The following is a 14,354-nucleotide window of genomic DNA, read 5'->3' on the forward strand; positions in this document are numbered from 1 at the left end:
GGAAGTATACCCTACCCCCACCCGCTCGGATCCCCTTGCCCCAAAAACTCAGGGCAGGGCGTCCAGGACCAGGGGCAGGGGGTTTGCCGCAAACCCCAGCTGGAAGGCCTCCCCCAGATGGGCCAGGGCCTCCTCCAAGCCCTTGCCGCGGTGGTAGATCAGGGCCAGGGCCTCCCCCTTTGCCACCCGGTCCCCGGGCTTTTTTCGCAGGTAGACCCCAACCCCGTGGTCGATGGCCTCCCCCTTCCGCTTGCGCCCGCCCCCCAGGGCCAAGACCGCCAGGCCCACCCGGTAGGCATCCACCTCCTGCACCACGCCCTCCCCTTTCGAGAGGAAAGCCAGCTCCTCCCCCAGGGGAAGCAGGGAGAAATCCTCCACCACCCGGGGGTCTCCCCCCTGGGCCTCGAGGAAGGCCTGGAACTTCTCCAGCGCCTTGCCGCTCTCCCAGGCCCTATGGGCCAGGCCCGGATCCAGCCCCTCAAGCCTCAAGGCCTCCTCCGCAAGGCGCAGGGCCACCCCCAGGAGGTCTTCTGGGCCCCTCCCCTTCAGGGTCTCTATGGCCTCCCGGACCTCTAGGGCGTTTCCCACAGCCCGGCCCAGGGGGGCCTCCATGCTGGTGAGGAGGGCCCTTACCCTCCTGTTGGCTCCCTGGCCGATCCCCACCATGGTTTTGGCGAGAAGCCGGGCCTCCTCCAGGGTCTTCATGAAGGCCCCCTTGCCCACCTTCACGTCCAAGACGATGCTCCTGGCCCCCGCGGCCAGCTTCTTGCTCATGATGGAGCTGGCGATCAAGGGGATGCTCTCCACCGTGGCCGTGACATCCCTTAGGGCGTAAAGCCTCCCGTCCAAGGGGGCCAGGTCCGGGCTTTGGGCGGCGATGACCAGGCCGATGCGCTCGGCCCTTTCCATAAACTCCCCCTCCGTCATCTCCCCCCGCCAGCCCGGCACCGACTCCAGCTTGTCGATGGTCCCCCCGGTGTGGGCCAGGCCCCGGCCCGACATCTTGGCGAAGGTGCAGCCCGCCGCCGCCAGGATGGGCCCCACCACCAGGCTCACCTTGTCCCCCACCCCCCCGGAGGAGTGCTTGTCCACGGGATGGGGCAGGTGGGAGAGGTCCAGGACCTTCCCCGAATAGGCCAGGGTTTCCGTAAGCCAAAGGGTTTCCTCCGTGTCTAGGCCCCTTAAGAAGGCGGCCATGAGCCAGGCGGACACCTGGTAGTCCGCCACCTCTTCCCTGAGGTAGCCCTCGAGGAAGGCCTTCAGGTCCTCCCGCCTGTGCTTCAGGCCTTCCCGCTTCTCGCGGATGAACTGCACCGGGTTCATGCCCCCATGCTACGCTAGGGCTATGGCCCAGCGGTACCGGTTTGGGATAGAGGAGTTTGAGCGCCTCTTCCGGGGGGTCACGGGGGTGGAACTTCTGGATGGGGAGGTGTACCAGATGAGCCCTATCGGCCCTAGGCATGCCGAGGCGGTGGCCCGCTTGGTGACCCGGTTCGCCCAGGCCCTGGGGGATAAAGCCCGCATCTGGCCGCAAAACCCCGTGCGCCTGCCCCCGGGCTCCGAGCCCCAGCCCGACATCGCCCTCCTCAAGCCCAAGGACTACTGGGAAACCCTTCCCACCCCCGAGGACGTCCTGCTTTTGGTGGAGGTCTCGGAATCCAGCCTGGAGCATGACCGGGACGTAAAGCTTCCCCTTTACGCCCAGGCGGGCATCCCCGAGGTGTGGATTCTGGACCTCTTGGAAAACCGCCTCCACATCTTCCGCCACCCCAAGGAAGGCCTTTACACGGAACACCGGGTCCTCCTCCCCGGGGAGGAAGCCGAGCCTCTTCACTTCCCAGGGGTGCCCATCCCCTGGCCGTGATGCCCCTTTCCCTCAGGCTCCCCAAGGTGCCGCCCAGCCGGGGCCCTCTAGTGTGCCCTCCCCTGGCAGGGGCCCGGATGGGGCGGTATCCCAGGGGGGTGGAAGGGCTATATGGGGAGGCGTACCCGGTGATCCCCACCGGTCCTGGGCGTGCGTGGGCGGTGATTCGGCGGGCTAAGGCTAATATGCGTTTTTGCCCACCACCCTGGACCTCCCTGACCCCCTGTACCGCCACCCTTAGCTCCAGGCAGCCAAGGAGGGGAAAACCCTTGACCAGGGCTTTCTCCGTTTCCCGGGCCTTAACCTTGCCCCCCTGAAACCCTAGGCCCTCCTCAGTACGCCTGCCCCGTGGCCTTGGTGAGGAGGAGCCTGAACTCGTGGGGGCTGGTGGCGGCGGAAAGGGCGTCCTCGAGGGAGATGAGCCCCTGGGTGTAGAGCTCCACCAGATGCTGGTCGAAGGTGCGCATCCCGTGGATGGAGCCCTCCATCATGGCCTCCTTGATCTGGGGGGTCTTGTCCTCGTCCTTGATGAGCTCCCGCACGTAGGGGGTGGCGATGAGGACCTCGAGGGCCAAAACCCTCCCCTTGCCGTCCGCCCGGGGCAGAAGGCGCTGGGACAGGATACCGAGGAGGGACTCCGCCAGCAGGATGCGCACCTGCTGGTGCTCGTGCAAGGGGAAAAACTCGATGATGCGGTTGATGGTCCGCCCGGCGTCCAGGGTGTGCAGGGTGGAGAGCACCAGGTGCCCGGTCTGGGCCGCCATGAGGGCGGCCTCCACCGTCTCCCTGTCCCGCATCTCCCCGATGAGGATCACGTCCGGGTCCTGGCGCATGGCGTATTTGATCCCCGAGTAGAAGCTATCCGTGTCCAGCCCCACCTCCCGCTGGACCACCAGGCTCTTCTTGTGCTTGTGCAGGAACTCTATGGGGTCCTCTATGGTGATGATGTTCTTGGCGTAGTGCAGGTTGATGTGGTCGATGAGGGCGGCCAAGGTGGTGCTCTTCCCCGAACCCGTGGGCCCGGTGACCAGGATGAGCCCCCGCTCCTTGGCGGCCAGCCCCTCCATCACCTCCCGGGGCAGGCCCAGGGCCTCGAAGCTGGGAATGGCCTCGGAGACCACCCGCATCACCAGGCCATAGCTTCCCCTCTGCTTTAACAGGTTGCAGCGGAAGCGGGCCACCCCAGGGATGGTGTAGGCGAAATCCAGCTCCTTGCGGTACTCCACCTCCTCCCACTGCTCCGGGGTGAGGAGGACCCTGGCGATGGCCTCCGTGTCCTTGGGGGTCAGGGGCCGGTTGCCGAAGGGCTTCAGCTTCCCGTCCACCCGGATCACGGGCGGGGCCCCCGCCTGCAGGTGGATGTCCGAGGCCCGGGCTTGGACCATGGCCTTGAACATCTCCAAGAGGCTCTGCTTGCCCTCCGGGGGAGATGCCTCGCTCATGGGTACACCTCCAGGTTGTCAATCAGGCGCACCTCGGGGAAGCGGCCCGCCACCATCCCCCTGGCCCCGGGGACAAAGCGGGAAAGGGGAAGGAGGGTCTCGGGGTGGACGATGGCCAGGTAGTCAGGCTGAAACTGGGGAACCTCCCTAAGCACCTCCTCCCCCCTCCCCAGGGCCTCGGCCACGCCCTCACCCTTTAGGGCCGCCTCCCGCATGGCCCATAGGGCCCGGTAAAGCACCGTGGCCTCCTTGCGCCTTTCCGGGGAAAGGTACACGTTGCGGCTGGAAAGGGCAAGCCCATCCTCCTCCCGCACCGTGGGCACCCCCACCACCTCCAGGGGAAAGCCCATGTCCCGGACCATCTTGCGGATCACGAGAAGCTGCTGGTAATCCTTCTCCCCGAAGTAGGCCCGGCTCGGCCCCACCAGGAGGAAAAGCCTGGCCACCACCGTGGCCACCCCCTGGAAGTGGCCAGGGCGCACCGCCCCCTCCCAAAGGGCGGTGAGGGGACCCTCCACGCTGACCCGGGTGGAAAACCCTACCGGGTACATCTCCTCCACGCTGGGGGCGAAGAGGAGGTCCACCCCCGCCTCCTCCAAAAGGGCTCGGTCCCGCTCCAGGTCCCTGGGGTAGCGGTGGTAGTCCTCCCCAGGGCCAAACTGCAGGGGGTTCACGAAGATGGAGACCACCACAAAGGGGTTCTCCTTCCGGGCCCTTTCCACCAAGGCCAGATGCCCCCGGTGGAGGTAGCCCATGGTGGGGACAAACCCCACCCCCTCCCGGGGGAGGGCCTGCCTTAGCTCGGCCACGGTGTGCGCCACCTTCACGGGGCTCAGTATACTTTCCCCGTGGGCAAGAAGAAGCGCGAGGAAAAGCTGAAGAAAAAGGCCCTAAGGGAGTGGGAGGAAAGGCGGCCCAAGACCTTGCGGGAAGCCCTTAGGTACTTTCCCGGGGTCTTCCTCCGCACCAGCTTGGTCATGGTGGCGGCCACCCTCCTCCTCATCGCCGTGGCCGCCTTGGGCTTAACCTGGGCCCAAAGCTTCTGGTTCCAGCTCCTGGTCTACCTGGGGTTTTACCTCCTCTTCCAGCGCTTCATCATGGGGCCTTTAGCCCCACCCCGGATCAAATGAGGGCGGATGGCCGAGCCCGCGGAGGTCCGACCCTCGAGGCCTACCTGGAGGAAGCCCAAAGCCCCATGCGCCACACGCGGGTCCGGGGCTTTCCCAGGGCCATGGCCGGGGCCAGCCGCCGCCACAACCTCCCGCCGGTGGCCTTGGCCCGCACCCCTTTCCCCCCGGGCCCGGGAAAAGGGGTGCTGGGTGCATGCGGAAACCCTGGGGCTAAAGGATGCGGGTCCATTTGGGCCTGGAAAGCCTCCAGGCCTACCCCTTCCCTACCCGGAAGGGAAGGGCCCTGAAGGGTATTTCCGCGAGGGGAAAGGCCTTGGGCGCTACCCCGGCGGCCAGCTGCCCCTGCCAGGACACCTCCTTGGACCTCGAGGCCACCCACCCGGCCCCGGACTAGGCCCATTGCCTGGGCCCTCAAACCCTCTCGGCGTCCGCCCAGAACCCTTCCAGGTCGTAGTACTCCCGGGCCTCGGGGGTCATGAGGTGGACCACCACCTCCCCGTAGTCCAACACCACCCAGCGGGGGCTTTGCCCCTCCGTGGGCCTGGGGCGAAGCCCCTCCTCCTCCAGCTTCTCCTGCAGGTGGCGCTCCAGGGCCTGGAGGTGGGGGGTGCTGGTGGCGCTGGCCAGGACGAAGTAGTCCAGGCTCTCGGACACCGCCCTCAGGTCCAGGGCCACCACCTTTTCCGCCTTCTTTTCCCAAAGGAGATCCTTGATCCTCGCCACCAGATCCAAAGCCTCGAGGGTCTTTACCATCTACCCCTATTGTACCAGGTCCCGCCCCAGCTCCACCACCACTCCGGAAACTGGCCGGTGGGGGGCCAGGAGGGGTAGATGGAAGAGCTCCGCGTAGTAGGCCCCGGCCTCGAGGTCCTTGGCATAGACCGCGCTCTGCACCACCTCCGCCTCCTCCGCCTGGGCCTCGATCCCCTCCCGGGCAAGCACGGCCTGGCCCCAAAGGACCAGGCTCCTTTCCCCCCTAAGGCGCACGGGAACCTGGGGCGGGGAAGCGGGGAGGGCCATGCCCATCCACGCGGCCAGGAAGCGGGCCCGGGCCTCCTCGTCCACCAGGAGGAAGGTCCCCTTCCCCTCCCGGGTGGGCAGGGTGGCCAAGGAAAGCCTCAAGCCCTGGACCCCGGGCAGGTGGGCCAGGGCCTCCTCCAGGGAAAGGTCGGTGTCCAGCTCCCGCCAGGCCTCCCCTAGGGCCCGGGCCAAGGCGGGCCAGGTGCGGGGGTCCTGGGCCTTCTTGAGCACCTGGGAGACCACCCCCTTGATGCGGTCCAGGCGGGCGTAATCCCCCAGGGCATCGTGGCGGAAGCGCATGTACCTCACCGCCTCCTCCCCGTTTAGGTGAAGCCTTCCCGCGGGGAAGTCGATGAAAAGCCCCGCCGCCCGGTCGGTGTAGCGCATGGGGCGCTCCAGGTACACCTCCACCCCCCCCACGGTGTCCACCACCCGGGCCACGCTCTCCAGGGTGAGGATGAGGTGCCTCTCCGCCACCAAGCCCGTGGCCTCCGCCACCGCCTGCTTCAAAAGCTCCGCCCCGCCCCGGGCGTAGGCGGCGTTGATCTTGCCCCCCACCAGGGGGCTATAGAGGTCCCGGGGAATGGCCAGGGCCCTGGCCTCCCCTCCCCTCAGGCGCACGTAGAAGATGGTGTCCGTGCGGCTTCCCGGGCCGCATGGGGTGTGGTGGCCGCAGTACTCGATGTCCCGGCCCGCCACCACCACCCCCATCTCGGGCAAGGCCCCGGCCCTCCTGGGCCGCACCCCTTCCCCCTCCCCCGGCCGGGGCCAGGAAAGCACCCCCCCGAGGGCGAAAAGGGCCAGGGAAAGGAGGAGGAGGGAAAGCCTAGGGCGCATCCTCAAGGCTGCGGTACACGGCCAGGGTCCTGGGGTGCAGGGGGATGCCCTTGGCGGTGAGGTAGGCCACCTTGTTCCCCACCGCCCGGCGGTAGGCCTCCTGGAGCCTCCCCGAAAGGGCGAGCTCCCGGATCTCCCCGTTCACCCCCCGGCCGGGCTCGGAGATGTCGGCGATGTAGAGGGCCATGCCCAGGCCATTCTGGGGGTCCACCCCGTACACGTGCCCCTCCACCGCCTCCAAGACCTCCTCGTCCCTTACCCCCCAGGCCTCGGCCAAAACCCGGGCCGCCCGGCCGTGGAGGGAAAGGGGGTGGGCCCTCTCCACCTCGTTCTCCGGGGGGGCCAGCCTGAGGAGCTCCTCCTCCCCCAGGTCCCGGGCGGCGTCGTGGAGAAGCCCCGCCAGGTAGGCCCGCTCCCCATCCAGGCCGTTGTTAAGCGCGATCTCCCGGGCCAAGGCGGCCACCCTCTGGATGTGCGCCCACCTTTCCGGTCGGACCAGGGCCTTTACCCTCTCCTCCAGCTCAGCGGTAGAGACCGTGCTTTTCAAGGTACACCTCCACGGGCCTGGGCACCCAGAAGCGGATGCTCTGCCCTTCCCGGATCCGCCTGCGGATCTCCGTGCTGGAGATCCCCACCTCGGGGACCAGGAGGGGCACCACGGGCACCGGCATTCCCTCCAGAGGGTAACCGGGCCGGGCCACCGCCACCAGGGTGGCCAGCTCATGAAGCCGGTGCCCCTCCTTCCAGGTGAGGACATCCCGGTAGGCGTCGGCCCCGGTGATGAAGAAGAGCTCATCCTCTGGGAAAAGCCTCCTGGCCTCCCTTAGGGTGTCCACGGTGTAGCTGGGCCCGGGCCGGTCCAGCTCCAGCCTCGAGGCCAGGAACCCCCTCTCCTCCGCCGTGGCCAGAAGGACCATCTCGTAGCGGGCCTCCGCCTTGGCCACGGGGGTCTTGTGGGGGGGGCGGGCCGCCACCACGAAGAGGACCAGGTCCAGCCCCAAGGCCGCCCGGGCCTCCGCCGCCGCCAAAAGGTGCCCCAGGTGGATGGGGTCAAAGCTACCGCCAAATAGGCCGATCCGCAAAGAAAACCCCCCTTACCCCGGGATGTACTCAAACTCCTTTTCCCCGATGCGCACGGTATCCCCCGCCCGCACCCCCTTGGCCCTGAGGGCCGCCTCCACCCCGTGGCGCCGGAAAACCTCCTGCAGGTAGCCCGCCGCCTCGGAGAGATCCCCTTTAAGCCGCCTCAGGTACCGCTCCACCTGGGGAGCCCGCACCTGGTACACCCCCTCCTCCAGGGGCACCACCTCCACCCCCGCCTCCACCACGGCCCTGGGGGCCGGCCGGGGAAGCTCGGGAGCCGGGGTGGCCTTCACCAGGCTGAGGAGGGCCTCCTTCAAGGCCGCCAAACCCTCCCCCGTGAGGGCGCTCACCGGGAGGACGGGAAGCCCCTCCCCGGCCAGCTCCGCCACCTTCTTTTCCACCTCCTCCTGGGTGAGGAGGTCCACCTTGTTCAGGGCCATGAGGCCAGGCCGCCTTAGGAGGGTGGGGTCGTAGGCCTCCATTTCCTTGCGCAGGGTGCGGAAGGTCTTAAGGGGCTCCTCGGTGGCGTCCAAAACGTAAAGCAACACCCGGGTGCGGGCGATGTGGCGGAGAAACTCCAGGCCCAGGCCCTTTCCCTGGCTTGCCCCCTCGATGATCCCGGGGATGTCCGCCAGGGTGAAGCGCTCCCCCTCCTCCCCGCCCACCTCCACCACCCCCAGGTGGGGGCTCAGGGTGGTGAAGGGGTAGGGGGCGATCTTGGGATGGGCCCGGGTGGTGGCGGCGAGCAGGCTGGACTTGCCGGCGTTGGGGTAGCCCACCAGGCCCACGTCGGCGATGAGCATGAGCTCGAGGCGAAGCCTCCTCCTCTCCCCCTCCTCCCCCGCCTCAGCAAACCGGGGGGCCTGGCGGGTGGGGGTGACGAAGTGCGTGTTCCCCCGCCCCCCCTCTCCCCCCCTGGCCACCAGGAGGACCTGGCCCTCCTCCGTGAGGTCCCCCAGGAGCTCCCCGGTTTCCGCATCAAAGACCCGGGTCCCCCGGGGCACCTCGATGTAGAGGTCCCGCCCGGCCCGGCCGTGCTGGCCACTTCCCTTGCCGTGCTCCCCGTCCTCCGCCTTGTAGGTGCGCTGGGAAAGCTCCGAGAGGGAGTCCACGCTTCCCTTGGCCCGCAGGTAGACGCTCCCCCCACGCCCCCCATCCCCCCCGTCGGGCCCCCCTTTGGGCACGAACTTCTCCCGACGGAAGGAAATGGCACCGTCGCCACCCCTGCCGGCGGCGACGGTGATGGTCAGGACATCCCGGAACATCCAGCCCGCCCCTTGGGCCTACGCCAAGGGACGCACGTGCACGTAGCGGCCAAGCCGCCCCTTATCCTGGAACTCCACCACCCCGTCCACCAGGGCGAAGAGGGTGAAGTCCCGGCCCATGCCCACGTTCTTGCCGGGCTTGAACTGGGTGCCCCGCTGGCGCACCAGGATGTGCCCAGCCCTCACCACCTGGCCCCCGTACCGCTTCACCCCCAGGCGCTTGGCCTGGGAATCCCGGCCGTTTTTGGTGGAACCCAAACCCTTTTTATGTGCCATGGCTCACCCCTGAATCTCCTTGATGAGGATCTCCGTGTAGGGCTGGCGGTGGCCCTTCTTCCTGCGGTACTGCACCTTGGCCTTGAAGCGGGAGACGGTGATCTTCTTGCCCTTGCCGTGGGCGAGCACCTCCGCCACCACCTTGGCCCCCTCCACGAAGGGAGCCCCCACCCTAGTCTTCTCGCCCCCCAGGAGGAGGACGGGAAGCGTGACCTCGCTTCCGGGCTCGGCCTCGAGCTTCTCCACCCTAAGCCTAAGCCCGGGCTCCACCCGGTACTGCTTTCCGCCGGTCTTCACGATCGCGAACATGGCTACCCTTTCCCCAAAGCCCCCCAAGGGGCTACCGGCTTTCTACTATACCCAACCCCACCGCTTGCTTCAAGCAAGGGGCCTACCCAGCCGCCGCCTCGGGCCTAGGGGGCCTTAGGGCCTCGGCCATGAAGGCCGCCATCACCCCCAGCACAAGCCCCAAGAAGACCGCCAGGGCCAGGATCAAAGCCCGCTTGGGGGCCACCTTTTCGTAGATGGGGTAGGCGGGGGCGATGATCTGGGCCAGGGAGTTCTGGGAGCTGGCCAGCTCTATCTGGAGGTCCGTCCGCTTCTGGGAAAGGGCCAGGTAGGCATTCTTGGCCATCTCCAGGGTCTGGTTGATGCGGTCCTGCTCCACCTGGGCCTTGGCCACCCGCTCCTTGAGGAGGTTGATGCGGGCCTCCACCTGGGCCATGCGGGCCTGGAGGGCGGCCCTGCGGGCAAGGAGCTGAGCTTCTTCTGCCCTGGCGTCTAAAAGCAGATTCTCAAGACGCTGAGGAAGCTGTCCTAACTGTCCGGAGGATGAACTGGTCGGAAGGCCCTTAAGTTCCTGCTCCAGGAAGCGAATCTTGCCACGTATGGCAGCCAAATCCCTTTCTATCTTTGAAAGTTCCCGATCCAAGAGAATCCGTTCCCCCAACCGCGGCTCTAAGGCAATCTCGATCCTCGAGGCGTAATCCGACCTTTCCCCCGTCAGAGCTTCCAATTCCGCCCGGTCCTGGGCCAAGGTGCTGGTGCGCCGGAAGGCCTCGAAGCGGGCTTGAGCCTCCCGGTAAACCTTTTCCGCCTTGGCAACCTCCTCCCCCAAAACCTGCAAACTGGTTTCTAGGTGAGCTGATGGAAAACGGCTAAGGCGCTTAACTAAGGCCTCTGCCCAAACATTAGCTGTTCTGGCTGCCACCTCCGGGCTTGGAGCCTCCACCGTCAGGGAGGCCACCACCGGGGGCACCTGCCCCTGGGGCACCACCTGCTGACGAGGGGTTTCGTTTTTGATCCTGAAATCCTTCACCATCCGTTCCAAGCCCGGCCTTCCCCCCTGGTCCTGCCAGGCGGTGGGAAGCTTCCCCTCCTTCCGCAAGGCTTCCCACACCTCCCGGGTGACTTCCTCGGAAAAGGCCAAGGCCTTCAACCCCTCAAAGGTGAGGAGGCTTTGCCCCTGCACCTGGATGCGCTGCTCCAACTGGGCCTGCACTTGCACTGGGGCCACGTTCACGGTAGCGGTAGAAGCGTACCGCGGCTCAGCAATGAAAAAGCCGTAGATGAGGGCCAAAACGCCGAAGACCAAGGGTAAGGCCAGGATCCATACCCGCTGGCGCTTTAGGATCTCCAGGATGTCCCTAAGGGAAAGCTCGTCGCCAAACGTTTCCACCATATCTGGTCCACCTTACCACAAAGCTACTACCCTGCTATTTTGCGCCAAAGCCCGTTAACACAACCCAAAGGGTTCTAACTAAAATTCTAAGGTCAAGCCAAAAGGAGAAGTACTTGATGTAATACAGGTCGTAACTTAACTTTTCCCATGCCCCCTCCCATCCTTCCGCGTACCCGTGATGCACTTGGGCCCAACCGGTTAGACCAGGCCTCACCACATGGCGCAGGGGGTAAAGGGGCATCTCCTGGGAATACTTCTCCGCCAATACCTTCTGCTCAGGCCTCGGGCCCACCAAGCTCATATCCCCTGTGATCACATTCCACAACTGTGGCAATTCATCCAGCCGGTAACGCCTAAGAAAACGCCCCAAGGGCGTGATCCTGTCCACCTCGTTTCCCGCATACACCCCCTGCCTGGGCGAACCGCGCATGGTGCGGAACTTATAGGCTTTGAAAGGCCTGCCCCCCATTCCCACCCGCTCCTGGGCGAAAATCACGGGTCTGCCCAACTCCAGGTAAACCAAAAGGGCCACCACTGACCCAAGGAGCAGAATCAAGGGAGCTAGGGACAGGATTAATGCTGTTTCCCAGATCCGCTTGAAAAGCACGTAGGGCCCTCGATCCGCCTCGGCAAGAGCCCCTATCCCCTCTGGATTCGGGTACCCAGGAGAATCTTCCAACAGGACTCGTCCAGTGTACTGTTCGTACACCGTGGCCACATGCCATACAGATAAACCCCGTAGCAACGCTTCCCGTAGCAGGGGATAGACCTCGGGAGAGGGATTGCGTAAATCCACCACCAGGCCTTCCACGTCAGCCCAATCTGCCACCACCCCCCCATTGGTCTCCACCAGGCCCTTGAGCCGCGATGCCTGACCACCAGGCACCAAAGCCAGGCGGGCATAGGGAGCAAAGCGCAGGTAAAGAAGGTGAAACACAAGGGCCAAACTGGTGGAGGCGGTAAGAAAACTTCCGCTGTAGGGAATGCGGCCCAGGGCTAACACCGCAATTAAACCAAGGGTAAAGAGCATGATGTTGAAGGCGGCAACCCCCCATACTTCCCGCCCGGGATACCGAACCATCCGATCGGTAAACCCAAAGGCCCCGAAATGGGCCAAGAGGGTCAGTCCTAACAGGGGGAAATATTCACCGGGCCACGGAGGTAACCCGAAGAACCAGATGGCAGCCAAGGGAGTGGGCAAGGACGATAACACCGCTATAAGTCCCAGACCAGTGCGGGCTTTGACCAACCGGGAGGGGAGGCTGAATACCAGTGCGCCCATACCATAGCTAGTGTACCGTGTACCAACTCATTGGGTGCTAACCCTGACCAAGGACCCGGCTGTACACCTCCCAGACTCCTTCTACCATCCGCTCCACGGTAAAGTGCTCCTCATAACGCTTCCTTGCGGCAGCCCCCATCTGAACTCTCAAGCCAGGATCAGCAAGAAGCCGCCTGAGTCGATCCCTAAGAAGGGCCTGCTCTCCCCGAGGAACCAGGAATCCAGTATGACCATCCACCACCGCCTCGCCAACGCCTCCCACATCCGAAGCAACCACGGGAAGCCCAGCCCGCATGGCCTCGAGGATCGTCAGCGGCAACCCCTCCCAACGGGAGGTGAGAACAAAGACCTGCGCTTCCGCCAGAACCGAGTCTATATCTACCCTTCGTCCCAAGAACCTCACTCTGTTTCCCAATCCCAACTCCTGGGCCAGGGCTTTCACCTGCGGCAATAAGGGCCCATCCCCCACCAAATCAAGGGTCCAGCTTAGGTCTTGCAACTCGGCAAGGGATTTCAACAAAGGCCCGTGATCCTTTTGCGGGGAAAACCGCGCCACCATTACCAGCCTTGGGGGTTCAAGGCCTGGCAGCGCACGCTGTGCTGTGTCCGGCACACCATTCCATACCACCGTCAAGCGGTCTTCTGGGGCTACGCGGTTCTCCAAAGCCAGCTTAAGGTCCTTGTGAGAAACGCAAATGACCCCATCGCCCAGCCTTCCAGCCAGCCTTTCCAGGACCACGGCCAAAGTTCTCCGGGCAGGATGCACGCCCTCGGTAAACGCCCAGCCATGGGCGGTAAACACACTTCTGACCCCGGCAAGGCGGGCGGCCAAGCGTCCTACAAAGCCCGCCTTAGAGGAGTGGACGTGTAGGAGGTCTGGTTTTATGTCCCTGAGCAACATCAGCACCTCCCCCACGGCCGCCACATCCTTCAAAGGCGAGATGGGCCACACAAGGTGCCTAAGTGTGTGGACTTTTACCCCTAAGGCCCATGCCTCATCCACCAGGAAGCGGTCCTTATCCTCCCCAACTGCCAAATGGAGCTCCGCTCTAGGGCGGAAAGCCTTGAACAGATGGAGAAGGTGAACCTGGGCGCCGCCTGGTTCGGCGCGGGTGATTAGGTAAAGGATTCTCACGGCCTATCCCTATGCCTGGATCCTAGAGTGCCCACTCTTTAGATAACCTCGCGATTCCTCACGCAACACTTTGCCAACCGCCCACAAGATAGCAAGACCGAGCCAAAACATGCTGTTGCGCAAGTTATACGTTCCCAGACTGTACACAAGGGGCGCCAAAAGGAGTACCCGTAGCCACACTCGGGGAAGGGACACCCACACCTGCCGGATAAGTAGGACTATAAGCGCCACCCCTGGTACTCCGTAGTAAAATACAATGCCTGCCAGCGTCGAGTGAATCTCACCCAAAAATGTGGTCTCCTCCGCCCAGCGCTCATTAGCACCTTCCCCTGCCCCCAGGAACAGGTATTCCGGGAATTTCCATAGGCGATCATATCCCCTTTCCTCCAAATTCTGCTCTCCTTTAGAAATTCCCTGTTTTACGCGATCCACGTAAAATAGAGTTTGCTGGGCCAACTTTTCCTGCAAACCAGATGCCCTTTCATCCGAAGCCCCCAACAATGCTACCAACAAGCCAAGAGCCACAATAAAGACAGAGGTTGGTAGGGCCACCAAAAGTTTTTCTACCACTCTTCTCCGCAAGCGAATCCCATGAAAAACGTAATAAATACCGAATCCCAGAACAATGGTAGCAAATCCTAGGAGCCCCGACCGCGAAGCCGATGCTAACAAAGCCACAGCACCAAGTACGAGGGCAATCCACGACCACCAAGTAAGCTTAAATCGTAGAGAGTAATCACTCACAAGCACTATAATCACAGCCCAAAGAAGCCAGTGCGCCAGCTGGTTCGGATCGTTAAAGGTTCCCATGAAACGGCTTTCTCCAAAGAACCTACCCTTACCAAAAGCAAATACTGCCACCTGCAATCCTATCAACGCAAGAAACACGACTCGTGTGAGATTCATGGCCCTTGTAGCATCGAGATAGAATATCTGTAGGACAGCCCAAAGGAGTCCAAAATTGTAGAGATAGTATAAGGAACTGACCAAGGTGTGCCAATCTCCATAAAAGAGGTAAACGATAAGGTTAACTACCGATGCATAAACAGCGAACAGCGCCGCAGGGACCATAACCCTGCTTTGCCATAGAAACCTACGACGGAACAGCAATAAAAGGACCACAACAACCACGCCAAGCATGTGGCTTAGTTGCGGCAAACCACTTTCCCAAAGGTAAAACGGTGTTAGCCACAATTGTAGACCAAAAATTAGCATTATTAGGGCCCGTGAACCGCCGGTTGCAAAATTGCGCGTGTAGTCCCTTGCCATTGTGACCTGCCCACAGTAAGTATTTTGGGATCACAAACTCTGTGCCCCCAGACCTTACAGTGCGCCCCTA

General features: G+C 63.9%; 17 protein-coding genes. 3 read left to right on the top strand and 14 right to left on the bottom strand.

Features of this window, described 5'->3' with window-relative positions:
• Positions 1 to 48: 48 nt before the first annotated feature.
• On the bottom strand, positions 49 to 1,323 hold the full coding sequence (locus L0C59_RS04025; RefSeq protein WP_243089932.1) for a thymidine phosphorylase: 1,275 nt from the start codon (positions 1,321 to 1,323) through the stop codon (positions 49 to 51).
• A gap of 22 nt (positions 1,324 to 1,345) precedes the next feature.
• Between L0C59_RS04025 and L0C59_RS04030 the strand changes: the two genes are divergently transcribed.
• Positions 1,346 to 1,864: a Uma2 family endonuclease gene (locus tag L0C59_RS04030; RefSeq protein WP_243089933.1), complete on the top strand. Its 519-nt coding sequence runs from the start codon at positions 1,346 to 1,348 to the stop codon at positions 1,862 to 1,864.
• Positions 1,865 to 2,196: 332 nt separating this feature from the next.
• On the opposite strand, the gene L0C59_RS04035 is transcribed toward L0C59_RS04030, so the two are convergent.
• Together L0C59_RS04035 and panC are read right to left on the bottom strand one after the other, a co-directional pair.
• The gene (locus tag L0C59_RS04035) at positions 2,197 to 3,306 is read right to left on the bottom strand and encodes a type IV pilus twitching motility protein PilT (protein ID WP_243089934.1); all 1,110 of its coding nucleotides are present in this window, start codon (positions 3,304 to 3,306) and stop codon (positions 2,197 to 2,199) included.
• Positions 3,303 to 4,133 carry a pantoate--beta-alanine ligase gene (gene panC, locus L0C59_RS04040; protein WP_243089935.1) on the bottom strand — a complete coding sequence of 277 codons (831 nt, stop codon included), beginning with the start codon at positions 4,131 to 4,133 and terminating at the stop codon, positions 3,303 to 3,305. Before panC ends, L0C59_RS04035 begins: the two co-directional genes overlap by 4 nt.
• 21 nt (positions 4,134 to 4,154) lie before the next feature.
• Between panC and L0C59_RS04045 the strand changes: the two genes are divergently transcribed.
• The gene (locus tag L0C59_RS04045; RefSeq protein WP_243089936.1) at positions 4,155 to 4,436 is read left to right on the top strand and encodes a hypothetical protein; all 282 of its coding nucleotides are present in this window, start codon (positions 4,155 to 4,157) and stop codon (positions 4,434 to 4,436) included.
• A 217-nt stretch (positions 4,437 to 4,653) separates the two neighbouring features.
• Positions 4,654 to 4,830, top strand: a complete 177-nt coding sequence (locus L0C59_RS04050) for a hypothetical protein (RefSeq protein ID WP_243089937.1) — start codon at positions 4,654 to 4,656, stop codon at positions 4,828 to 4,830.
• A gap of 17 nt (positions 4,831 to 4,847) precedes the next feature.
• Here L0C59_RS04050 and rsfS read toward each other — a convergent pair whose 3' ends face one another.
• From rsfS to L0C59_RS04105, 11 genes are all read right to left on the bottom strand, one after another.
• Positions 4,848 to 5,189 (bottom strand): ribosome silencing factor, encoded by a 342-nt coding sequence (rsfS, locus tag L0C59_RS04055; RefSeq protein ID WP_243089938.1) that lies wholly within the window; start codon positions 5,187 to 5,189, stop codon positions 4,848 to 4,850.
• 6 nt (positions 5,190 to 5,195) lie between these two features.
• The gene (locus tag L0C59_RS04060; protein ID WP_243089939.1) at positions 5,196 to 6,293 is read right to left on the bottom strand and encodes an LCP family protein; all 1,098 of its coding nucleotides are present in this window, start codon (positions 6,291 to 6,293) and stop codon (positions 5,196 to 5,198) included.
• A complete protein-coding gene (gene yqeK / locus L0C59_RS04065) occupies positions 6,283 to 6,840 on the bottom strand; it encodes a bis(5'-nucleosyl)-tetraphosphatase (symmetrical) YqeK (protein ID WP_243089940.1) in 558 nt (185 codons plus the stop codon). Before yqeK ends, L0C59_RS04060 begins: the two co-directional genes overlap by 11 nt.
• Positions 6,815 to 7,375, bottom strand: coding sequence for a nicotinate-nucleotide adenylyltransferase (gene nadD, locus L0C59_RS04070; RefSeq protein ID WP_243089941.1), 561 nt, complete (start codon positions 7,373 to 7,375; stop codon positions 6,815 to 6,817). Before nadD ends, yqeK begins: the two co-directional genes overlap by 26 nt.
• 12 nt (positions 7,376 to 7,387) lie before the next feature.
• Positions 7,388 to 8,641 carry a GTPase ObgE gene (gene obgE, locus L0C59_RS04075; protein WP_243089942.1) on the bottom strand — a complete coding sequence of 418 codons (1,254 nt, stop codon included), beginning with the start codon at positions 8,639 to 8,641 and terminating at the stop codon, positions 7,388 to 7,390.
• Between the two features lie 18 nt (positions 8,642 to 8,659).
• Positions 8,660 to 8,917 carry a 50S ribosomal protein L27 gene (gene rpmA / locus L0C59_RS04080; protein WP_126170451.1) on the bottom strand — a complete coding sequence of 86 codons (258 nt, stop codon included), beginning with the start codon at positions 8,915 to 8,917 and terminating at the stop codon, positions 8,660 to 8,662.
• Positions 8,918 to 8,920: 3 nt separating this feature from the next.
• The gene (rplU, locus tag L0C59_RS04085; RefSeq protein WP_243089943.1) at positions 8,921 to 9,226 is read right to left on the bottom strand and encodes a 50S ribosomal protein L21; all 306 of its coding nucleotides are present in this window, start codon (positions 9,224 to 9,226) and stop codon (positions 8,921 to 8,923) included.
• Between the two features lie 82 nt (positions 9,227 to 9,308).
• On the bottom strand, positions 9,309 to 10,598 hold the full coding sequence (locus L0C59_RS04090; protein WP_279232495.1) for a GumC family protein: 1,290 nt from the start codon (positions 10,596 to 10,598) through the stop codon (positions 9,309 to 9,311).
• Between the two features lie 34 nt (positions 10,599 to 10,632).
• Positions 10,633 to 11,679 carry a sugar transferase gene (locus tag L0C59_RS04095; protein ID WP_243089944.1) on the bottom strand — a complete coding sequence of 349 codons (1,047 nt, stop codon included), beginning with the start codon at positions 11,677 to 11,679 and terminating at the stop codon, positions 10,633 to 10,635.
• A 238-nt stretch (positions 11,680 to 11,917) separates the two neighbouring features.
• Positions 11,918 to 13,015, bottom strand: coding sequence for a glycosyltransferase family 4 protein (locus L0C59_RS11195; protein ID WP_243089945.1), 1,098 nt, complete (start codon positions 13,013 to 13,015; stop codon positions 11,918 to 11,920).
• 9 nt (positions 13,016 to 13,024) lie between these two features.
• The gene (locus L0C59_RS04105) at positions 13,025 to 14,284 is read right to left on the bottom strand and encodes a hypothetical protein (protein WP_243089946.1); all 1,260 of its coding nucleotides are present in this window, start codon (positions 14,282 to 14,284) and stop codon (positions 13,025 to 13,027) included.
• Positions 14,285 to 14,354: the final 70 nt, after the last annotated feature.

The organism is Thermus neutrinimicus (assembly GCF_022760955.1).
GTDB lineage: Bacteria > Deinococcota > Deinococci > Deinococcales > Thermaceae > Thermus > Thermus neutrinimicus.